This window comes from Xanthomonas sp. NCPPB 1325 (genome assembly GCF_041477645.2).
In the GTDB taxonomy this organism is placed as follows: Bacteria; Pseudomonadota; Gammaproteobacteria; order Xanthomonadales; family Xanthomonadaceae; genus Xanthomonas; species Xanthomonas cannabis.
On record NZ_CM192985.1, the window covers coordinates 1792297 to 1812913 of the forward strand.

General features: G+C 65.2%; 22 protein-coding genes. 11 read left to right on the forward strand and 11 right to left on the reverse strand.

Annotation, left to right across the window (positions count from 1 at the left end):
- Window positions 1–169 precede the first annotated feature (169 nt).
- Window positions 170–1735, forward strand: coding sequence for a POT-type proton-dependent oligopeptide transporter (locus ACCQ10_RS07490; RefSeq protein ID WP_372362663.1), 1566 nt, complete (start codon window positions 170–172; stop codon window positions 1733–1735).
- A gap of 7 nt (window positions 1736–1742) precedes the next feature.
- Window positions 1743–2351, forward strand: coding sequence for a rhomboid family intramembrane serine protease (locus ACCQ10_RS07495; protein ID WP_039414461.1), 609 nt, complete (start codon window positions 1743–1745; stop codon window positions 2349–2351).
- A 138-nt stretch (window positions 2352–2489) separates the two neighbouring features.
- On the opposite strand, the gene ACCQ10_RS07500 is transcribed toward ACCQ10_RS07495, so the two are convergent.
- Window positions 2490–2696 (reverse strand): hypothetical protein, encoded by a 207-nt coding sequence (locus ACCQ10_RS07500; protein ID WP_039414464.1) that lies wholly within the window; start codon window positions 2694–2696, stop codon window positions 2490–2492.
- 210 nt (window positions 2697–2906) lie between these two features.
- Between ACCQ10_RS07500 and ACCQ10_RS07505 the strand changes: the two genes are divergently transcribed.
- The 3 genes from ACCQ10_RS07505 to ACCQ10_RS07515 all read left to right on the forward strand — a co-directional run bounded on the left by ACCQ10_RS07505 (window position 2907) and on the right by ACCQ10_RS07515 (window position 4644).
- Window positions 2907–3191, forward strand: a complete 285-nt coding sequence (locus ACCQ10_RS07505; RefSeq protein ID WP_372362664.1) for a GNAT family N-acetyltransferase — start codon at window positions 2907–2909, stop codon at window positions 3189–3191.
- A 40-nt stretch (window positions 3192–3231) separates the two neighbouring features.
- Window positions 3232–4077 carry a DUF3298 and DUF4163 domain-containing protein gene (locus tag ACCQ10_RS07510; RefSeq protein WP_372362665.1) on the forward strand — a complete coding sequence of 282 codons (846 nt, stop codon included), beginning with the start codon at window positions 3232–3234 and terminating at the stop codon, window positions 4075–4077.
- Window positions 4078–4143: 66 nt separating this feature from the next.
- Window positions 4144–4644, forward strand: a complete 501-nt coding sequence (locus tag ACCQ10_RS07515; RefSeq protein ID WP_104579979.1) for a MarR family winged helix-turn-helix transcriptional regulator — start codon at window positions 4144–4146, stop codon at window positions 4642–4644.
- A 91-nt stretch (window positions 4645–4735) separates the two neighbouring features.
- Here ACCQ10_RS07515 and ACCQ10_RS07520 read toward each other — a convergent pair whose 3' ends face one another.
- Window positions 4736–6934, reverse strand: coding sequence for a M3 family metallopeptidase (locus ACCQ10_RS07520; protein WP_372362666.1), 2199 nt, complete (start codon window positions 6932–6934; stop codon window positions 4736–4738).
- A gap of 474 nt (window positions 6935–7408) precedes the next feature.
- On the opposite strand from ACCQ10_RS07520, the gene ACCQ10_RS07525 reads away from it, so the two are divergent.
- Window positions 7409–7897, forward strand: coding sequence for a glutathione peroxidase (locus ACCQ10_RS07525; protein ID WP_039414480.1), 489 nt, complete (start codon window positions 7409–7411; stop codon window positions 7895–7897).
- Between the two features lie 130 nt (window positions 7898–8027).
- Here ACCQ10_RS07525 and ACCQ10_RS07530 read toward each other — a convergent pair whose 3' ends face one another.
- Together ACCQ10_RS07530 and ACCQ10_RS07535 are read right to left on the reverse strand one after the other, a co-directional pair.
- Window positions 8028–8807 (reverse strand): ferredoxin--NADP reductase, encoded by a 780-nt coding sequence (locus ACCQ10_RS07530; RefSeq protein WP_039414483.1) that lies wholly within the window; start codon window positions 8805–8807, stop codon window positions 8028–8030.
- A 216-nt stretch (window positions 8808–9023) separates the two neighbouring features.
- The gene (locus tag ACCQ10_RS07535) at window positions 9024–10901 is read right to left on the reverse strand and encodes an ABC transporter ATP-binding protein (protein ID WP_372362667.1); all 1878 of its coding nucleotides are present in this window, start codon (window positions 10899–10901) and stop codon (window positions 9024–9026) included.
- A gap of 288 nt (window positions 10902–11189) precedes the next feature.
- Between ACCQ10_RS07535 and ACCQ10_RS07540 the strand changes: the two genes are divergently transcribed.
- Window positions 11190–12707 carry a fumarate hydratase gene (locus tag ACCQ10_RS07540; protein ID WP_372362668.1) on the forward strand — a complete coding sequence of 506 codons (1518 nt, stop codon included), beginning with the start codon at window positions 11190–11192 and terminating at the stop codon, window positions 12705–12707.
- A gap of 317 nt (window positions 12708–13024) precedes the next feature.
- Here the strand turns inward: ACCQ10_RS07540 and ACCQ10_RS07545 are convergent, their stop codons facing one another.
- Entirely contained in the window at window positions 13025–13321 is a 297-nt protein-coding gene (locus ACCQ10_RS07545) for a hypothetical protein (RefSeq protein WP_372362669.1), read from the reverse strand.
- A gap of 196 nt (window positions 13322–13517) precedes the next feature.
- On the opposite strand from ACCQ10_RS07545, the gene ACCQ10_RS07550 reads away from it, so the two are divergent.
- Window positions 13518–14153, forward strand: a complete 636-nt coding sequence (locus ACCQ10_RS07550; RefSeq protein ID WP_039403446.1) for a glutathione S-transferase family protein — start codon at window positions 13518–13520, stop codon at window positions 14151–14153.
- Window positions 14154–14265: 112 nt separating this feature from the next.
- On the forward strand, window positions 14266–14979 hold the full coding sequence (locus ACCQ10_RS07555) for a carbonic anhydrase (protein ID WP_039403438.1): 714 nt from the start codon (window positions 14266–14268) through the stop codon (window positions 14977–14979).
- Between the two features lie 225 nt (window positions 14980–15204).
- Here ACCQ10_RS07555 and ACCQ10_RS07560 read toward each other — a convergent pair whose 3' ends face one another.
- Entirely contained in the window at window positions 15205–16335 is a 1131-nt protein-coding gene (locus tag ACCQ10_RS07560) for a phospholipase A (RefSeq protein ID WP_047693564.1), read from the reverse strand.
- Window positions 16336–16622: 287 nt separating this feature from the next.
- On the reverse strand, window positions 16623–17108 hold the full coding sequence (locus ACCQ10_RS07565) for a DUF456 domain-containing protein (protein ID WP_372362671.1): 486 nt from the start codon (window positions 17106–17108) through the stop codon (window positions 16623–16625).
- A gap of 228 nt (window positions 17109–17336) precedes the next feature.
- Here ACCQ10_RS07565 and ACCQ10_RS07570 point away from each other — a divergent pair, with 228 nt between their 5' ends.
- Window positions 17337–17552 (forward strand): cold-shock protein, encoded by a 216-nt coding sequence (locus tag ACCQ10_RS07570; protein ID WP_003483561.1) that lies wholly within the window; start codon window positions 17337–17339, stop codon window positions 17550–17552.
- Between the two features lie 89 nt (window positions 17553–17641).
- On the opposite strand, the gene ACCQ10_RS07575 is transcribed toward ACCQ10_RS07570, so the two are convergent.
- Entirely contained in the window at window positions 17642–18124 is a 483-nt protein-coding gene (locus ACCQ10_RS07575; protein WP_039403373.1) for a glycine zipper 2TM domain-containing protein, read from the reverse strand.
- 120 nt (window positions 18125–18244) lie between these two features.
- Window positions 18245–18673 carry a hypothetical protein gene (locus ACCQ10_RS07580; RefSeq protein ID WP_372362672.1) on the reverse strand — a complete coding sequence of 143 codons (429 nt, stop codon included), beginning with the start codon at window positions 18671–18673 and terminating at the stop codon, window positions 18245–18247.
- Window positions 18674–18743: 70 nt separating this feature from the next.
- On the opposite strand from ACCQ10_RS07580, the gene ACCQ10_RS07585 reads away from it, so the two are divergent.
- Window positions 18744–19556 carry a tRNA threonylcarbamoyladenosine dehydratase gene (locus ACCQ10_RS07585; protein WP_372362673.1) on the forward strand — a complete coding sequence of 271 codons (813 nt, stop codon included), beginning with the start codon at window positions 18744–18746 and terminating at the stop codon, window positions 19554–19556.
- Window positions 19557–19577: 21 nt separating this feature from the next.
- Here ACCQ10_RS07585 and ACCQ10_RS07590 read toward each other — a convergent pair whose 3' ends face one another.
- Both ACCQ10_RS07590 and ACCQ10_RS07595 read right to left on the reverse strand, forming a co-directional pair.
- Window positions 19578–20381: a TatD family hydrolase gene (locus ACCQ10_RS07590; protein ID WP_372362674.1), complete on the reverse strand. Its 804-nt coding sequence runs from the start codon at window positions 20379–20381 to the stop codon at window positions 19578–19580.
- Complete coding sequence (locus tag ACCQ10_RS07595) at window positions 20381–20596, reverse strand: DUF6116 family protein (RefSeq protein ID WP_372362675.1); 216 nt, start codon at window positions 20594–20596, stop codon at window positions 20381–20383. The genes ACCQ10_RS07590 and ACCQ10_RS07595 overlap by 1 nt, the downstream gene beginning before the upstream one ends.
- Between the last annotated feature and the right edge of the window lie 21 nt (window positions 20597–20617).

Below are 20617 nucleotides of genomic sequence, written 5' to 3' on the forward strand. Positions count from 1 at the left end.
CGCTGCTTTTCGCTGCGCCTCCATGCGCAATGCACAGGCGTTTGATGGCATCGAACGCACCGGTGCCCTGCGCCTTGGCCGTGCGGTGCGCTGCGCACGGCAGGACCATGGCCGGCGACGTCCTGGCGCCGGTACGATAGCGCCTGTCTACCGCTCGACCGGACCGCCTTTGACCACCTCCACCTTGCCGGGCCCTACCGCCGGTGCGCGCCTGCCGCGCCAGATTCCCTTCATCATCGGCAACGAAGCCTGCGAGCGTTTCAGCTTCTACGGGATGCGCAACATCCTGGTGCAGTTCTTGATCACCTCACTGCTGCTGCAGGAGGTTGGCGCGCCGGGCCGCGAGGCCGAAGCCAAGCACATCCTGCACAGCTTCATGATCGGGGTGTATTTCTTCCCGCTGCTGGGGGGCTGGCTGGCCGATCGCTTCTTCGGCAAATACAACACCATCCTGTGGTTCAGCCTGGTGTACTGCGCCGGGCATGCCTGTCTTGCGGCGTTCGAAGGCAGCCGCAGCGGGTTCTTTGTCGGGCTGGGCTTGATCGCGCTGGGCGCGGGCGGCATCAAGCCGCTGGTGGCCTCGTTCATGGGCGACCAGTTCGACCAGTCCAACAAGCACCTGGCCAAGGTGGTGTTCGACGCCTTTTACTGGATCATCAATTTCGGCTCGCTGTTCGCCTCGCTGCTGATTCCGTTGGCCTTGAAAAATCTGGGTCCGTCCTGGGCGTTCGGCATCCCCGGCATCCTGATGTTCGTGGCTACGCTGGTGTTCTGGCTGGGCCGCAGCCGCTACGTGCGGGTGCCGCTGCCGCCGAAAGATCCGCACGGGTTCGGTGCGGTGGTGCGGACGGCGTTGCTGGCACGCGCGCCGGGGCAGGGGCGGCCCGGCCTGGTGCTGGCCGTCCTCTCTGTGGTGGCTGCACTGGCCTGCCTGGCGCTAGTGGCGCCGCTGGGCATCGTGATCTGCCTGTGCATGGCGCTGGTGCTGCTGCTGGCCGGGATCGGCGGCGGTACCTGGTGGCAACTGGAGCGTGCACGCGGCACGCATCCGGACGCGGCCGTGGAAGGTGTGCGTGCCTTGCTGCGCGTGCTGGTGATCTTCGCGCTGGTGACGCCGTTCTTTTCCCTGTTCGATCAAAAGGCGTCCACCTGGGTGCTGCAGGGACGCGAAATGACCATGCCGGCCTGGTTCACCGCCTCGCAGATGCAGGCGCTCAACCCGTTGCTGGTAATGCTGCTGATTCCCTTCAACAACCTGGTGCTGTATCCGCTGCTACGCCGTGGCGGCTGGGAGCCGACGCCGTTGCGTCGCATGACCAGCGGCATTGCCTTCAGTGGCGTGGCGTGGATTGCGGTCGGGGCGATCCAGGTGGTCATGGACGGCGGCGAGCCGATGCACATCGCCTGGCAGATCCTGCCCTATGCCTTGCTCACCTTCGGCGAGGTGCTGGTGTCGGCCACCGGCATCGAGTTCGCCTACAGCCAGGCACCGGCCTCGATGAAGGGCGTGGTGATGAGTTTCTGGTATCTCACCACCACCGTCGGCAACCTGTGGGTGCTGCTATCGAACGTGGCGGTGCGCAACGCGACGGTGACCTCGCAGATCGCCGATACTGGGCTGAGCGAGGCGGCATTCCTGATGTTCTTCTTCGCGGCGTTTGCGTTTCTGGCGGCGCTGGCCTTCGGCCTGTACGCGCGCCGTTATCGCATGGTCGACAATTACCGTTCTGCCTGAGGTCTGCATGATTACCCTGATCCTGATCGCCATCACCGGCATCGTCTCGTGGATGGCGTTCAACAACCGCAAGCTGGCCGACCGGCTGATCCTGTGGCCGCCGGCGCTGGACAAGAACCGGCAGTACGACCGGCTGGTGACCTACGGTTTCATTCATGCCGACCTGGGCCACCTGGTCTTCAACATGATCACGCTGTTCTTTTTCGGCCGGGTGATCGAGAACGTGATGACACAGCTGACCGGCAGCGTGCTGACTTATCCGCTGTTCTATCTGGCCGCGTTGGTGGTGTCGATCCTGCCCAGCTACCTGAAGAACCAGCACAACCCCAACTATTTGAGTCTGGGTGCGTCCGGTGCGGTGTCGGCGGTGTTGTTCGCCTTCATCCTGCTGCAGCCGTGGACGATCATCCTGGTGCTGTTCATTCCGGCACCGGCGATCATCTATGCGGTGTTCTATGTGGGCTACAGCCTGTGGATGGACCGCCGCGGCGGCGACCGCATCAACCACAGCGCGCACCTGGCCGGCGCAGCGTTCGGGGTGATGTTCATGCTGATCATGGAGCCGCGTGTGTGGCAGGTCTTTCTGGAGCAGCTGTCCAATCCGCGCTTTGGCTGAGTGGCGGCGGCAGCGAGGCGTCCGCCAGGCAGGGGTGGCCACGCACGTTTCAGCGGTGCCAATCGGCGGATCCCGCGGACGGCACCAGGGCCGGCACGATGGCGTCGCCAGCCCCGCCAGATGCAGCGACGCTGGCCTTTAGGCCGCGTTGCGTTCCTGATCGGTGGTGCTACCGATCGCTGCACCCGAGGTCGCGCCATAGGCCTGCTGCAGGCGCTGGTAGACGGTATCGTTGAGCTGGGCGAAATCGGGGTTATGGGTGTCGCCGGTGATGGCGAACTGGAACAGGCCCTCGAGCAACGAGCTGTCGCTGTCTGCGGTGTGTCCGGCCGAATCGTTGTGCATGCGGTGACTCCTCGTAGGTAAGAGGGAGCTGGCCATGCCGGAGACCGGTTGCAGCGAGCGCCTTCGAGTCAGCTATCGGCGTTGCCTGAGCGAACTTGAGAACAGGTTTGCCAGGCCGCGCGGGCGGTCACAGCGTGGATTCATTTTCACGCAGGCGCGGCGTCGCGCTGGTCACACTGGGCAAACACTTACTGCCAGGCGCAGACCACGATGGAGGCAGCGACAGTGCACGCCGTACACGAACCGGGTCAGCAGCACTTCGTTGTAGACACCGATGGACAACGTGCCGAGCTGATCTATGACCGCGACGGCATGCGCATGACCATTACGCACACGTTGGTCCCGGACGCGATCGCAGGGCGAGGCATTGCCGCCACGCTGGTCGAGGCCGCTTTGAACTTCGCGCGCGAACATGGGCTGACGGTGATGCCGGCCTGCAGCTACGCCGCGGCGTACGTCCGCCGGCATCAACAATTTCAGGATCTGCTGGCCTGAGTGCCGGCAGCAGATGGTTCGATCAGGGGAGCAGGTGGGAATGGGGCGGTTGCTTGCAGTGAATGGTGTACGGGGCCTGCTGTTGCTGGCGCTGTTGGCGGGTTGTACCCGGCGCGAACCCGCCACGCCCGAATTCGCCGAACCGGCGGCCGATGCGGCCGCGAGCGCAACGCCCGCGCAGGAGCCTTTGCTGGTGCAGAGCGGCCCGCTGGAAGATGTGATCGAGCAAACGCCTGCCTACATGGTGGGCATCAGCTACCCGCGCGGGTTGGATGCGTACCCGGAACTGACCGCACTGATCCGCAACTATGCAAATGCCGCCCGCGGCGAGTTGATGGAGGCGGTGTCCGGCTTGGGCAACGACAAGCCTGCAGCGCCTTACGAGTTGTCGCTGGCTTTCGAAACGCTCGTGCAGACGGCCGATCTGATCGTCGTCTCCGCCGATGGCAGCCGCTACACCGGCGGCGCACACGGCGACCCCCTGGTGGCCCGCTTCGTGTGGTTGGTCAAGGAGCGCAGGCAATTGACGGCGCAGGCCATGGTTCCCGATCCGGCGGGCTGGGAAAAGATCGGCCGCGACGTCGCGGCGCAGCTGCACGCCGCCGCAACCCAGCGCGTGGAAGCCGATCGTGTACCGGTGGAAGAACAGGCCGAGCAGGTGGCCTCTGCCGATCGCATGATTGCCGAGGGCACTGCCGCGCAGGTGGACAACTTCGCGCAGTTCGTGCCGGTGTTGAATGCCACCGGGCAGATCGCTGCAGTGCGCTTCGTGTTTCCGCCGTATCAGGTCGGCCCTTATTCGGATGGCACACAAACGGCCGAGGTGGCTGCATCCACACTCTTGCCGTGGGTCGCGCCGGAATATGCACATCTTTTCGCTCACTGAGCCGTTGCCCTGCAAGCGATGTGATTGAATGGCCTGGCCATTCAGTAATGTAATCAAACGGGTGATATGAGCAGTTTCGATCAAACCGCGAACCGCGTGGACCACACCTGCGCGCGCTATCCAGCCTTTCCGCGGGAGCCGGCTGTCCTGGTGAGGTTGATCAAGCATCTCTACAAGCGCCTGCACACGCAGAGTTGCGTGCGGCTCAAGCCCTATGGGATCAGTCCGCCGGAATACGAGATCCTGATGATGTTGTACGGCACGCCGGAGCAGGCGATCACACCGACCGAAGTGGCCGAGGCGGCCAGCGAAAAGCCTGCCAACATCACGCGCCTGACCGACCAGCTGTGCGAGAAGGGATTGATCGCGCGCGGCAGCAGCCCGGACGATCGACGCAAGATCGTGCTGACCCTGCAGCCGGCAGGCCTGGCGCTGATCGAGAGCCTGCTGCCCGACGCATGTACGTTGTTGCATGCAGAAACCGCAGGCATGAGCGAACCCGAACAGGTACGCCTGGAAAAGCTGTTGAAGAAGTTGCTCGATGGAGTGGACGCAGTCGAGCTCTGATCAGGCAGCGTAGCGTTCGCACCCGACATCGCCTGAAACGACAACGCCGCCCGGATCGCTCCGGGCGGCGTCGTTGCCTATGCAGCGGCCATTACGGCTTGGACTGCGGCGCTTCCGGGGTGGCGCCATCGCCGCCTTGCGCGCTCAGGCCACGCTTTTCGAGCAGTGGCTCGATCTGCGGTGCATGGCCGGCAAAGTTCTGGAACAGCTCCATCGCATCCACGCTGCCGCCGCGCGAGAGCAGGGTCTTGCGGAAGCGATCGCCGTTGGCGCGGCTCAGTCCGCCGTGCTGCTTGAACCACTGCTGGGTGTTGGCATCGAGCACTTCCGACCAGATGTAGGCGTAGTAGCCCGCCGCATAGCCGCCCATGATGTGGCTGAAATACGGGGTCTTGTAGCGCGGCGGCACCGGCGGATAGGCGATACCGTCCTGCTGCAGGGCCTTGGCCTCGAATGCCATCACGCCGGCGGCGTCCGGCACCTGGTTGGCGCTGACCTGATGCCAGTTCTGGTCCAGCATCGCCGCACCCAGGTACTCGGTGGTGGCAAAGCCCTGGTTGAACTTGGAGGCGGCGATCACCTTGTCCAGCAGCGCCTGCGGCATCGGCGTGCCGTTCTGATAATGCTTGGCGTAGTTCTTCAGGATTGACGACTCGTCGGCCCACATCTCGTTGACCTGCGAGGGAAACTCGACGAAGTCGCGCGGCACGCTGGTGCCGGAGAAATACGGGTATTTGACGTCGGAGAACATGCCGTGCAGCGCATGCCCGAACTCATGGAACATGGTGGTCACCTCGTCCCAGGTCAGCAGGGTCGGCTGGCCGGCCGGCGGCTTGGGAATGTTGAGGTGGTTGGCCACCACCGGCTTGAACCCGGTCAGCTCGGACTGCGACACGTAGGAGTTCATCCAGGCGCCACCACGCTTGGATTCGCGCGCATACATGTCGGCAATGAAGATCGCCAGCTGCTTGCCGTCGGCATCGAATACGTCATAGACGGTGATGTCGTCGCGGTAGGTGGGCAGGTCGGTGCGCTGCTTGAAGGTCAGGCCGTATTCCTGGTTGGCCGCATAGAACACGCCGTTTTCCAGCACGTTCTTCAGCTCGAAATACGGCTTGAGCTGCGACTCGTCGAAGTTGTACTTGGCTTGGCGCACCTTCTCGCTGTAGTAGGCCCAATCCCAGGCTTCCAGTTTGAAGGTCGGCTTGCGCGCGGCCTTCTGTTCCTTGTCGATCATCGCCTGCAGATCGGCGGCTTCGCGCTTGGCGTTGGCCACTGCGGCCGGTGCCAGCTTGCCGAGCATCGCGTTGACCGCTTCGGGCGTCTTGGCGGTCTGGTTTTCCAGCGAGTAGGCGGCATACGTGGGGAAGCCGAGCAGCTTGGCCTTGTCGGCACGCAGCTTCATGATGCGCGACACCAGCGCGGTGTTGTCGTACTGGCCGCCATGGCTGCCGCGCGACACCGACGCGTCGTAGATCTTCTTGCGCAGCTCGCGGTTCTTCAACTGGGTCAGCGGTGGCTGGCCGGTGGTGTTGAGCAGTGCGATCACATACTTGCCGTCGAGCTTGCGCGCCTTGGCGGCTTCGGCGGCAGCGGCAATCTGCTCCTCGGACAGCCCGTCGAGCTGCTTGACGTCATCGACGACCACCGCAGCGGCATTCACCTCGGCCAGCACGTTCTGGCTGAAGGTGGTGCCCAGGTTGGCCAGTTCGGCGTTCATCGCCTTGAGCGTGGTCTTGTCCGCGTCCGACAGCTTGGCGCCATCGCGCACAAAATCGCTGTAGTACTTCTCGACCAGGCGCACGCCTTGCGCGTCCAGGCCCAGCTTGGTGCGTTGGTCGTACAGGCTCTGGATGCGCGCGAACAGCTTGCCGTTGAGCGAAATCGCATCGCGGTGCGCAGCGAACTTCGCCGAATAGTCGGCCTGCAACTTCTTGCGTGCGTCGTTGGTGTCGGCACCGACCAGGTTGAAGAACACCGTGGTGGCGCGGTCGAGCGTGGCGCCGCTCTTTTCCAGCGCGATGAGGGTGTTGTCGAAGCTCGGCTTGGCTTTCTGGTTGGCGATCTTGTCCACTTCCTTCAGTTGCTCGGCCATGCCGGCATCGAAGGCGGGTGCGAAGTCGCTGTCGGTGATCCTGTCGAACTGCGGGTAATGCAGCGGCAGCGTGCTGTCGGCAAAGAAGGGGTTGGCCTGGGTGGCGGCCTGCGTGGTGGCGGGGGCGGCGATGCTGTAGGACGGCATGGCAAGTCCCAGGGAAGCGGCCAGGGCAAAGGCAAGGCGGGTGGTCAAGAGGGTGGCTCCAAAGTGCGAACCGCCGAGGCTACCCCAGCCGGGCAGGACAGGCGTGTGACAAAAGGCATGGCCGGCAGGGCCATTGCTCAGTCACTGACGGGCGCGGCCGGCTTGAGCCCGCTGGCCGGTCGACGTGATGGCGGGTTCGCTGCCTGGTTGGCGCCGCCGGACCGCGCTCGCCTGGGCGCTGTGCGGGGGGCGGCAATCAGCATGCACGCGCCGTAACGCGGTGCGGACCTGTGCTGGTCCGGCGATGACGTGCTGGGGGCTGTGTTCGCTCGCCGGCGTTGTCTGGCGTGACAGCTCCGGGCGCCGAGGCGGATCTTCTGAAAAACCGACACATGTGGACGGCCCCGCCATCGCGGCGCCGTGCTTCGCACTTTCAAGGAAGCCCCAGCCGGCCGTGCCGCTGCCGTGCTGCACAGCCACAGCTGCGCTACGCTGCCGCTTCCCTGCGCATCCGAGCACGCCATGAGCGACCTTGCCACGTTTGAATTCACCGACCTGGACGGTCGCACCCAATCGATGCGCGACTACGTCGGCAGCGTGGTGTTGGTGGTCAATGTCGCGTCCAAATGTGGGTTTACCCCGCAGTACGCGGGCTTGCAGGCGCTGTGGCAGCGGTATCGCGAACGTGGGTTGGTGGTGATCGGCTTTCCATGCGATCAGTTCGGGCACCAGGAACCTGGCGATGCGGCGCAGATCCGCCAGTTTTGTTCGCTGGATTACGCAGTGGATTTTCCGCTGTCGTCGAAGATCGAGGTCAACGGCAACGGAGCGCATCCGCTGTGGCAATGGCTCAAGCGCGAACAGCGCGGCGTGCTCGGGTCCGAGGCGGTCAAGTGGAATTTCACCAAGTTCCTGATCGGCCGCGACGGCCACGTGCTGGAGCGCTATGCGCCAACCACCAAGCCGGAAGCGTTGGCCGCCGACATCGAGCGCGCGTTAGTTGAACCGTAGGAGCGCACCTGGGCGCGATGAGGCATTACCGGGAACGCTTCATCGCGCCCGGGTGCGCTCCTACGACAGTGCATGCCGGCGTCGCGGCTGCGTAAACGCCGCATCGCGCTGACGTCTCACGCGCGTCGCATCACTTCTCGACGAACGCGCGCTCGAACACGTAATGCCCCGGCGTACCGATGCGCGGCGAGGTCTGGAACCCGCGGGCGTCCAGCAGGGTACGCAGATCGGCCAGCATCTGCGGGCTGCCGCAGATCATGAAGCGGTCGTTGGCCGGATCCAGGGTCGGCAGGCCCAGCGTCTGCTGCATGCGGCCATCGGCCATCAGCTCGGTCAGGCGGCCCTGGTTGGCGAAGGTTTCGCGGGTCACCGCCGGGTAGTACAGCAGCTTGTCGCGCAGCAGGTCGCCAAGGAATTCGTGCTGCGGCAGCTCGCGTTCGAAGTAGTCGCGGTAGGCCAGATCCTGAACGAAGCGCACGCCCTGGGTCAGGATCACCTTGTCGAAACGCTCGTAGGTTTCCGGGTCCTTGATGATCGACAGCCACGGCGCCAGGCCGGTGCCGGTGCCCAGCAGGTACAGGTTGCGGCCCGGATGCAGGTCGCTGATCAGCAGCGTGCCGGTGGGCTTCTTGCCGACCAGCACCTTGTCGCCCGGCTGGATGTGCTGCAGGCGCGAGGTCAACGGGCCGTCCGGCACCTTGATGCTGAAGAACTCCAGATGTTCTTCCCAATTGGCGCTGGCGATCGAATACGCACGCAGCAGCGGGCGCGTTTCGGTCTCCAGCCCGATCATCACGAACTGCCCGTTCTCGAAACGGAAACCGGCATCGCGGGTGGTGGTGAAGCTGAAGTAGGCATCGGTCCAGTGACGGACCTCAAGCACCGTTTCGGCGCCGAAAGCGGAAGACATACCGGTGAGTGTCGTGGGAGGAGTACCCAGCAATTCTACCTCAAGCCAGCCAAATGAGATGAACTCTCATTTGGCTGGGAATGGAGAGTCGGGAATCGGGAATTGGGTGCAGCGCCGAAAGATGTGGGCGTCTCCAGGATCGGGAGGTTCAGTACCTATCAGCCGCCGCGAAGCCGCTTCTAACGATTCCCCATTCCCGACTCCCGATTCCCCGCCTCACCGATACCCGGCCGCCTGCAGCTCGAACAGCTCCGCATAACGCCCGCCCTGCGCCATCAGCTCGGCATGGGTGCCGGCCGCTTCGATGCGGCCCGCGGCCAGCACCAGGATGCGGTCGGCCATGCGCACGCTGGAAAAGCGGTGCGAGATCAGTACCGCGGTGCGGTTGTCCGACAGTTCCTTGAAGCGCTGGAACACCTCGAATTCGCTGCGTGCGTCCAGCGCGGCGGTCGGTTCGTCCAGGATCATCAGCTGCGCGTCGCGCATGTAGGCGCGCGCAATCGCGATCTTCTGCCACTGGCCCCCGGACAGATCCACGCTGTTCTTGAAACGGCGTCCGATCAGCTGCTCGTAGCGCTCGGGCAGGCTGTCGATCAGCTCGCTGGCCATCGCGCGCTGCGCAGCCGCACGGATGCGCGGCGCATCGTCCATTGCCTCGACCTGACCCACGCCGATGTTCTCGCCCACGCTCAGGTGATAGCGCACGAAATCCTGGAAGATCACCCCCAGGTTGGCGCGCACATCGTCCAGGTCGTAATCGCGCAGGTCGTGGCCATCGAGCAGGATGCGGCCTTCGTCTGGGTCGTACAGCCGCGCCAGCAGCTTGACCAGGGTGGTCTTGCCGGCGCCGTTTTCGCCGACCAGCGCCAGCACTTCGCCGGCGCGCAGTTCGAAATCCAGATGCCGCACCGTCCACTGCTCGGCATCCGGGTAGCGGAAGCCCACGTCCTCGAACACGAAGCCCTGGCGGATCGGGCGCGGCACCGGCAAGGCGTTCGGGCGCGAGCGGATCTCCGGCACGATGTTGAAGAACGAATACAGATCGTCCAGATACAAGGCCTGGCCGGCGACTTGCGAAAACCCGATCAGCAGGCCTTCCAGCAACTGGCGCAGACGCAGGAAACTGCCGGCCAGGAAGGTGAGGTCGCCGATGCTGAAATCGCCGCGCACCGTGCGCCAGGCGATGTAGCCATAGGCCATGTAGTAGCCCAGCGTGCCCAGCGCTGCCAGCAGCGCACCCCACAACGCACGCTTGCGCGCCAGTGCGCGGTTGGCCTGGAAGAACTTGTCGGCCAGCCGGCGGTAGCGCGCGATCAGGAAGCGGTGCAGGTTGAGGATCTTGACTTCCTTGGCCGTCTCCACGCTGGCGCCGACCTGGCGCAGGTAATCGAGCTGGCGCCGCTCCGGCGTCCACTGGAAGTTGAGCGAATAGCCGAGCGCATTGAAGTGCGCCTCGCCGATGAAGGCCGGGATCAGCGCCACCGCCAGCAGCACGATCAACCACGGCGCATACACCACCAGGCCCACCGCCAGGCTGATCACGGTGATGGCGTCCTGCACCTGGCCGAACAGCTGGCTCATCAGGTTCATGCGGTTCATGGTCTGGCGCCGCGCGCGATCCAGCTTGTCCTGCCGGTCGGGATCTTCGAAATCCTCCAGATCCAGCTGCGCGGCGTGCTCCATCAGGCGCACGCTGGCGGCGTTGTTGAACAATTCCGACAGCAGCGCATCGGCGTAGCCGACCAGCCGGCCGAGCAGGTCCGAACCGATCGCCAGCGCCAGTTCCAGCGCCAGCAGTTCCAGCAGGCGGTTCAGACGGCCGCTGCCCAAGGCCTGGGCGAACGACTCGAATGCCGGCGGCTGGCCGACCAGGTGGATCGCCTCGTCGATGATCAATTTGCCGATATACAGCGAGGCCACCGGCATCAACGCGCGCAGCACGCGCAGGCCGATGCTGCTTGCGCTCAGCCAGCGGCTTGTCTGCCAGATCTGGCGCAGGAACGGTGGCAGGTTGCGCAGCGCATCCAGGCGTTCGCGCAGGGTAGGGCCGGTACGGGGAGCGGGCGCAGTGGCGCCGGAACGGGAAGCTGACATCGTACTAGTGTGCCGCGCGCGACGTGGGCGCGGGGTGTCGGGCAATCGGGCAGGGAGGCAGCGCCTGCAGGAGAGACTTACCCATCGGGGTGCCGAGATTGCCGCCAGCCGCTGCCCGGCGATAGTCGGCCCGCCTGCCGACTGCCATCATCCCGACAGGGGCCCCGCGGCGTGTTCTGCGCGCCATCCGCTGCATCGGTCAATCGCAGCGATAGACGCCGCGCCCGGACGCGCCCGCGGTTTGCTCTAAAATGCCCGCATTGCCCCCCGCCAGCCGTAGAGCCAGCCGTGACCTCGATCAAGCAGGAAGACCTCATCCAGTCCGTCGCCGATGCGCTGCAGTACATCAGCTACTACCACCCGGTCGACTACATCAAGAACCTGTCCGCTGCCTATGAGCGCGAGGAATCGCCGGCCGCCAAGGACGCCATTGCGCAGATCCTGATCAATTCGCGCATGTGCGCCGAAGGCCACCGCCCGATCTGCCAGGACACCGGCATCGTCACCGTGTTCCTGGACATCGGCATGCACGTGCGCTGGGACGACGCCACCATGGGCGTGGAAGACATGGTCAACGAAGGCGTGCGCCGTGCCTACAACCATCCGGACAACAAGCTGCGCGCCAGCGTGCTGGCCGACCCGGCCGGCAAGCGCACCAATACCCGAGACAACACCCCGGCGGTGGTCAACACCAAGATCGTGCCCGGCCACCATGTCGAGGTGATCGTCGCGGCCAAGGGCGGCGGTTCGGAGGCCAAGAGCAAGTTCGCCATGCTCAATCCGTCCGATTCCATCGTCGATTGGGTGCTCAAGACCGTGCCGACCATGGGCGCCGGCTGGTGCCCGCCGGGCATGCTGGGCATCGGCATCGGCGGCACCGCCGAAAAGGCGATGCTGCTGGCCAAGGAGGCGCTGATGGAACCGATTGACATCGTCGACCTGCAGGCGCGTGGTGCCTCCAACCGCGCCGAAGAGCTGCGCCTGGAGTTGTACGAAAAGGTCAACGCGCTCGGCATCGGCGCGCAAGGCCTCGGCGGCCTGACCACCGTGCTGGACATCAAGGTCAAGGATTACCCGACCCATGCCGCCAACCTGCCGGTGGCGCTGATCCCCAACTGCGCGGCCACCCGCCACGCGCATTTCACCCTGGACGGCAGCGGCCCGGTGATGCTGGACCCGCCGTCGCTGGAAGACTGGCCCAAGCTCACCTACAACCCGACCAATGCGCGCCGGGTGAACCTGGACACCATCACCCGCGACGAGGTCGCCAGCTTCAAGCCGGGCGAGGTGATCCTGCTCAACGGCAAGCTGCTGACCGGCCGCGACGCCGCGCACAAGCGCATGATCGACATGCTCAACCGCGGCGAATCGCTGCCGGTGGATTTCACCAACCGCTTCATCTACTACGTCGGCCCGGTCGACCCGGTGCGCGACGAAGTGGTGGGCCCGGCCGGCCCGACCACAGCCACCCGCATGGACAAGTTCACCCGCCAGATGCTCGAACAGACCGGGTTGCTGGGCATGGTCGGCAAGTCCGAGCGCGGCGACGCCGCCATCGATGCGATCCGCGACAACAAGGCCGTGTACCTGATGGCGGTCGGCGGTTCGGCGTATCTGGTATCCAAGGCGATCAAGGCCGCGCGCGTGCTCGCGTTCGAAGACCTCGGCATGGAGGCGATCTACGAGTTCGAAGTCAAGGACATGCCGGTCACCGTCGCGGTGGACTCCAGCGGCGAGTCGGTGCACAAGACTGGCCCGCGGCTGTGGCAGTCGCGGATCGGCAAGATTCCGGTCGTGGTCGAGTAAGCACCCTCAGGAAGCGGTCATGCGCACCGCATTGCCGCTTCCGCCAGCATGCCCTCGCCTGGAGCTGACTGTCGTGGCGATCATGTGTGTGTAACGCTGCGTGCGCATCGATGCGCACGCAGCGCGCATGACGCCGCTTTCGCCATCACCGCAGGCGTACCGCCAGGCCGGAAGCGGCTATGCTCGACCTTCGATTGCCGATGTCCCGGGAGAACAGGAATGCTCCGAGGTCTGTGCCTGATCATGGCGATGTGCGCCAGTGTTGACGCAGCCGCGCAGCAAAAGGCCGCGTCCACGGTGCTGTTTCCTTCGGGCAACTACGCGCCGCCGCCCACCGCACCGGTGCCGTTCGCCGAACCCACGCCGCTCGAACCGAGTGCAACCTCGACACGCTTCAGCGGGCCGACGGCGGGCGAACGTTGCATCACCCAATGCAACGACAGTGCCAGGCAGTGTCGCGCCAACCGACCAAGCGAGAGCAGCTGCAGCGCGTCGATAGCGCCACGGGGAAAGCGCTGCGACGACGCGCAAAACCCGGCGCAGCGGGCCAACTGCATGGCGCAGGTCTTCGATTGCAGCCAGCAGAGCGACGACAGCCGCTGCGAACCGCGCAAGCTTGCCTGCCTGCGTGCCTGTACCGACAACAGCGGCCAATGAACAACGCAGGCGGCTGTCGTGTGCGCGTGGACGGCGCGCAAGTAGCGCCTTGAATGGACCAATCGCACCGACGGCGGACGCCGGCACCGCCTGCCCGACGATCTCCCCTTCGTTTCGTGACCTCAGCTAACCTCATCTCACCCGGGAATCCGCATGACTACCACGCTGTACCACACCCCCAGCACCGCCGCCCTGGTCGTGCATTGGCTGCTGATCGAACTGGATGTTGCCCACGTGCTGCATCCACTGGATTTCGAGCGCGGCGAGCATAAACAAGCCGATTACCTGGCACTCAATCCCGCCGGCGTGGTGCCGACCCTGGTGCTGGATGGACAGGTCCTGACCGAGGCGGCAGCGATCGTGCTGCACCTGGCCGACCTTTATCCGCAGGCCGGGCTGGCACCGCCGGTGGGCACCCCGGAGCGTGCGGCCTATTACAAGTGGATGTTCTTCTGCGCCAATACCCTGCAGCCGGCCTACCGCGCCTGGTTCTACCCGCACGAACCGGCCGGCGCAGTCCATGCCGACAGCGCGCAGGCGCAGGCACGCGAGAAGGTGGAAACCGCCTGGGCCCAGGTCGATGCGCATCTGCAGGCGGGCGGGCCCTACCTGCTCGGGAACACGCTGTCGGCTGCCGATTTCATGCTGACCATGATGATGCGCTGGTCGCGCAACATGCCGCGGCCGAGCGACACCTGGCCGGCCCTCAAAGCGCATGCGCAGCGTATGAAAGCGCGCCCCGCGTTTCAGGAAACCTATCGGCGCGAGGGCCTGGCGGACTGGACCTGAACCGGCGGCACGCGGCTGCGAACTCCGGTGCGCATAACCTCGGCCGGAGCGGTTTTGTCACGCTTGCCACATAGTACGATCGCGACACCAACCAGAGAGCAGGGGCTCGTCCATGTCGCATTCCGCATCCCGTCGAAAATTGCTGCAGGGCGCCTGTTGCGCACCGATCGCCGCCGCTGCCGGCTCGCTCCCGTTCGCGGTGCGCGCGGCGCCCTCGAAAAAGACCGACCTGACCGCCGAGCAGGCACTGCAGGTCCTGCGCGACGGCAATGCCGCCTTCGTCGAGAACCGCCCCAAGAAGGTGATCTCCGACAGCAAGCGCCGGCTGGAGCTGGCCTTGGGCCAGACCCCGTTCGTGATCCTGGTGTCGTGCTCGGACTCGCGGGTTCCGCCGGAGCTGCTGTTTGGCCGTGGACTCGGTGAAATGTTCATCGTCCGCAACGCCGGTAACACCGTGGACACCACCGCGCTGGGCTCGATCGAATACGCAGTGAGCCAGCTGGGCGTACCGCTGGTGGTGGTGATGGGGCACGAGAGCTGCGGCGCCGTGGCAGCAGCGGTATCGGTAGTGGAGCAGAACGCATTCTTCCCGGGTGCCATTGGCGCCATGATCGAGCCCATCGTCCCGGCGGTGCTGACCGCCAAGAGCAAGGGTGGCGATGATCTGCTGGGCGCGTCGGTGAAGGCCAACGTCAAGCGCACCGTCGATCGTCTGCGCGCTGCCTCCGAACCTGCCTTGCTCGAACCCCTGCGCGCCGGTGCCTGCAAGGTCGTGGGTGCCTATTACACGCTGAAAGACGGCAAGGTGGATTTCTTCGACGTCTGAGCCGCCGGCCTGCAGCCGGCAGCACGCGATGCAGGCTGCACGGCTGTGCCGCCTGCATCGTGTAAGCCGCTGTCATTGGCAATGCATGACTGCGCCATGCAGACGCAAAAAAGCCGGCAGCAATGCCGGCTTTTTGCGTTGCGCTTTGCGCCTGCGACAGGCTGCAGCCGCGCGGCCCTGCATTCCAATCGCGTGCGGTGCGCCGGCCGGGCGCACCGCAAGGCCTCAGAACCACTCCAGCAACGACACGCCCAGGCCGATGTAGGTGGCCTTGTGGTTGTAGTCGATCAGGCTTTCGCCGTAGCCGTCGAAAACCTGCACATGGCCACGCAGCAGGTTGGTGATCGGAAAGCCGTAATCCAGCTGCACCGAACCGTGCGAACGATCGCCGCCGCGCAGCGAATGGCGTGCGATCAAGGCGAACTCGTGGCCGTCCTTGTTGTAGACCAGGGTGGCATCGCCACGGCCCATGTAATCCTCGATGTCGGGATTATTGTCGTCGGCGCGGTCTTCCTTGATGCGGAACCACGGGCGCAGGCTGAGTGCCCAGTTCTCGCGATCCAGCCCGAAATTGAGGATCACCCGGTTCCAGGAGCGCGACAGCGGATCGGCGCGCCCGTTGGACATGTGATTGAGGCTGATGCCGCTCATGCGGCCTTTCCAGCCGAAGATGCTGTAGTTGTTGCGAAACACCAGCATCGCTTCGGGTTCGTAATTGGTTTCGCGGAACGGGCGCGAGGCATCGGAGTTGTAGGCTTGCCAGCGCGAGCTCTGGGTGTACCCCATCCAGATATCCCCATTGTCGCCAAACAGGTCTTCGGCCACCTTGGTCTTGAAGCTGAGCTGGAACTTCAGCTCGGCGCTGTCCAGCTGTTGCGGGGTATTGACCGAGTTGGCCGGGTTGGGCGACTGCGGGGTGCGGTTGCTGTCGCTGGTCCAGAACGCCGGCAGCAGATAGACCGGCTTGTAGCCGCGCAACTGAAACGTGCCCAGCTTGGAATCCTTGGCCAGCTCCCAGCGGCGGTCCAGCAGCGAGCCACGCCCGGCATTGGCAACGGCTTCTTCCTTCGACGGGTCCTGGCCATCGGCACGGAAGAAATCGCCCACCCGGCTGAGCTTGCGGGCGTCATCCGGCTTGTCGGCCTGCTTGGCCAGTTGCGCTGCGGCATCTGCCTCCTGCACGGCCTGCGGGGTATGGCCCAGGGCCTGGTCGTAGCAGGCCAGGCGCGCCGCGTCCGAGGTCACCGAGGTGCAGGCCTGCGGCGAAGCCGGTTGCGGGGCGATTTCCTGCGCCTGCGCCAGCGGCGCAGCGGCCAGAGCAATCAGCATCAAGGGGCGGGTGCGGTGCTTGGACATGGTCAGTCGGGCCGAGGTGTTGCGCCGGGCAGGCGCAGAGATATGTAGCTTAATGGTCGCGTCTGCATACGCGATGTGTACACAGCAATAACATTCGTCGGTGCGATGTGGGCAACGCACGCGGTGTTGCGTCTTGCCACGATGCCTGGGCACGCCGCCACGGTCGGATGGACGCCGGCAGTGGGCAGCGCGGCTGCCAGCACGGCGCTTGCCAGGCATGTCATCGCCGCAGCCGGTCAGGCGTGGCAAGTGCGCGTTTGCCGAACCACTGCAGCAATCGCCAGGCGCTAGAAGAACCAGGCGATCGCAAACACGCCGAGCATGCACAGCCCCAGTGCCAGCTTGGTCGCCGTGCCGAGCATGATGCCCAGCCAGGTCCCGATGCCGACCTTGGTGGCCTGGCCGCTCTTGCGGGTCTGGTAGTACTCGCCAAGCCAGGCCCCGGCAAACGGCCCGACGAACAACCCGATCGGCATGAAGAAGATGCCGGCGATGGCGCCGATCACCGAGCCCCACAGCGCCGTCTTGCTGGCGCCCACGCGCTGGGCACCGTAGGCGGTCGCCAGGAAATCGATCAGGAAGGAGCCGGCCGTGATCGAGCCCAGGATCACCAGCGCAATCCACCCCACATGGGTGAAGCCATCGGCCCAGGCGGCGACCAGCAGCCCGGCAAATACCAGCGGCAGGCCGGGCAGGGCGGGCAGGATCACCCCGGCCAGGCCGGTCAGCACGAGCGCTCCGGCCAACACGTAATAGACGGCGGTGGTGTCCATGATGGTTTAGAAATGTCCTATTTCAGGCTTGACAAAAATGCGCAAGGGGTGCTTGAAAATTCGTTTTGCGCGGGTTAAGTTGCAGCCGCTGCTGTTTGCAAAGGTCACCGTGAATCGTGGCCTGATGCGGTAGATCGTTCGATCCGCTACATCGATGTACCTCGCTTCCTCCTTGCAATCACAGCCACCACCGCCAGTCCATCACAGTGTCGTAGGGAGTCAGTCGAGATGTCCAACATCGAACGCGAGAATGGTGTCGTGAAGTGGTTCAACGATGCCAAGGGCTTTGGATTCATCAGCCGCGAAAATGGCGAGGACGTGTTCGTCCATTTCCGCGCGATCCAGATCCAGGGCTTCAAGAGTCTCAAGGAGGGGCAGAAGGTCAGCTTCACCGTCGTGCAGGGCCAGAAAGGTCTGCAGGCCGATGCGGTGCAGGTGGTCTAAGCGCCGCAGCGTGCCAGCACGTTGCACGGACAGCAGAAAGGCCCGTCACCGGGCCTTTCTGCTGTCTGCGGCCTGGAGACCTGCGCCGGTCAGCGCAGCACCACGCGGCCGTTGACCACGCGCACGTAGGCGTTTTCGCGGACACCCGCCAGATCGCGCTGGTTCACCACGATCACCCGGCCATCGTCCATGCGCACCTGCACGTCGAAGCTGTCGCTGGTGACGTTGTTCTGGATGGCGTTGCCGGCAAGCGCGCCGGCGGCGGCACCGGCCACGGCCGACACGTTCTTGTTGCCCTTGCTGCCGCCGGTTTCCTTGGAAATCTGGCGGCCGGCGACGGCACCGACGATGCCGCCAAGCACCGCACCGGTGCCGGTCGGCGCGGTGCGGGTCGGGCCCACCGCGTCGATGCGGGTGACGATGCCGCAATCAACGCAGCGCGGTGCCGGCTGCGAATAGCCCTGATCGTAACCGCGGTCGCCGCGATAGCTGCCGTACTGGGGCTGGGAGGTGGCGCAACCGACCAGGGTTGCGGTTGCAGCCAGGCCGATAACGAGCAGTCGGGTCTTCATGAGGTGTCTCCGGATGGTTCTGAAGGCGGTCGGGGCCGCGGCGATGTCATCCTGGGATGGTCCAGGTGAACAGTCTGCCAACTGGATCACTCCAGGCTTAACGAAACCCGAGCGCCCTCTTCATCGGAAGTCACGGTGACAGGCCTCGCAGGCGTCGGCGATGTGCGGTCCCGATTCGGCAACTGCCGCGCAGTCGGTGGCCGGCGCGGGTTGCGCGCGGTCCAGCGTCGCGCGCAGCGCGTCGGCATGTTCGACGAAGCGGCGGTCCTCGCCGAGGTTCGCGAATGCGGGCTCCAGTTCGTCAGCGAGCAGGCGTAGCGAGCGCAACCGCGCGCGTTGCTGCGCCAGGGTGCAGGTTGCAGTGGGCGGCGCTTGCAGGGCGCGCAGTTGGTAGGCCATGACCTGCATCAGGCTGTCCGGGACCGGGTCGCGTCTGGCCTGCAGCACACGCGCCACCATCACCGTGGCCACCAGTCCGATCAATCCCCCCAGGACCAGCATGAAGCCGTAACGCGCCGTGCGCGATTGATTAGGAGGGGAGTCGGTCATGACGCGTGCTCCGGCAGCGAGGTCTGGCGTTGGGCGGACGCGCGGTGGATGGCGCGCGTAAAATAAGGCGATGAAAGCACAATGGCGTGAACGCTTTGCCGGTATCGACCGGCTATACGGGGTCGGCACGGTAGAGCGCCTGGCCGCCTGTCGCGTGGCGGTGGTCGGCATGGGCGGGGTGGGCTCGTGGGTGGTGGAAGCGCTGGCGCGTACAGGCGTCGGCCACATCCGCCTGATCGATGCCGACGACCTGTGCGTGTCCAATACCAACCGGCAATTGCCGGCGCTGGCCGGGCAGTACGGGCGCAACAAGGCGCGCGCGATGGCCGAGCGTTGCATGGCGATCAACCCGGAGATCGAGGCCGATGCGGTGGAGGCGTTTCTCACTGCCGGCAATATCGAAACGCTGCTGGGCGATGGGTTCGATCTGGTGATCGATGCCTGCGACAGTTTCCGGGTCAAGGTGGAAACCATCGCCTGGTGCCGCCGACGCAAGCTGCCGTTGCTGACCGTCGGCGCCGCCGGCGGGCGTACCGATCCCACCCTGGTGCGCGTGCGCGATGTCTCGCGGACCGAGCACGATGCGATGCTGGCGCTGATCCGCAAGAAGCTGCGCAGCGAGTTCAATTTCCCCAAGAATGCGCAGCGCTACTTCGGCGTGCCGGCGGTGTACTCGCTGGAAAACGTCAAGTACCCGCAAGCCGACGGCAGCGTGTGCGGGATTCGCCCCCAGCTCGATGCCGACGCCACCCTCAAGCTGGACTGCGGCGCCGGGCTGGGGGCGGCTACCCACATCACCGGCACCTTCGCATTCGTGGCGGTGGGCAAGGCGTTGGAGATGTTGCTCAAGCCCAGGACCACCGCGTCCACGCCGGTGGCCTAGGCTGCGGCGGCGCCGTGAGCATCACCCGCGCTGCGGCAGTGCGCTGCGCGGACCAGGCCAGGCCGGCAAACCGAACAGGCGGCACGCGTTGGCCGTGGTCTGCTCGGCAATGACGGCGGCATCTTCGCCCCGCAGCTGCGCGATGCAGTCCAGCACCGTGCGCAGCAATGCCGGCTCGTTGCGCTGGCCGCGGATGCTGGCGTCGGGCTGATCCGGTGCGTCGGTTTCCAGCAGCAGCTGTTGCAGCGGCATGCGTGCGGCAAGGCCGCGCAGGCGATTGGCGCGCGGGTAGGTGACCGGGCCGCCCAGGCCGATCAGGAAATCCAGCTTCCATAACTGCTGCGCCTGCTCGGGGCTGCCGGCAAAGCTATGCACCACGCCACGTAGGCCACCGACTGCCTTGATGCGGGCGATGACTTCTTCGGTGGCGCGGCGTGCATGCACGATCACCGGCAGGTCGAAGCGCTTGGCCAGGCGCAATTGCCCATCGAAATAGTCGCGCTGCGCGCCCGCGTCCAGGCCGTCCAGATAGAAATCCAGACCGCACTCGCCGATGGCGCAGGGGCGCTCGCGCGTGATCCACTCGGCCAGCAGCTCCAGATGGCCGGGCTGGTGCTGGTCGAGAAAGATCGGGTGCAGGCCATAGGCCGGATGCAGTCCCGGCGCCTGGGAACAGACCTCTCGCAGGCCCGGCCAGCTGGCGGCAGTGATCGCCGGCACCACCTGCTGCAGGATGCCGGCCGCGCGTGCGCGCGCAATCACCTCGGCGCGGTCGTGATCGAATTCGCTCGCGTCCAGATGGCAGTGGCTATCGATCAACTGCATCAGTCGCGGCGCACCGATGCCGGCAGCCGCGCCTTCCGGGTTTTCCAGTTCGCCAGCAGCAGCGTGGTCAGCCCGAACAGCAGTTCGTCCACAAATGGCACGACATCCGGCACCAGCACATCCACCACGAACAGCGTGGCTGCCAGCTTGAACAACGTGGGATAGCGCAGCTTGGCCGCCCATTCCAGGGTGCGTGCGGTGAGAGGATTTCGCATGCGAGAGCTCCGCCTGTTAGA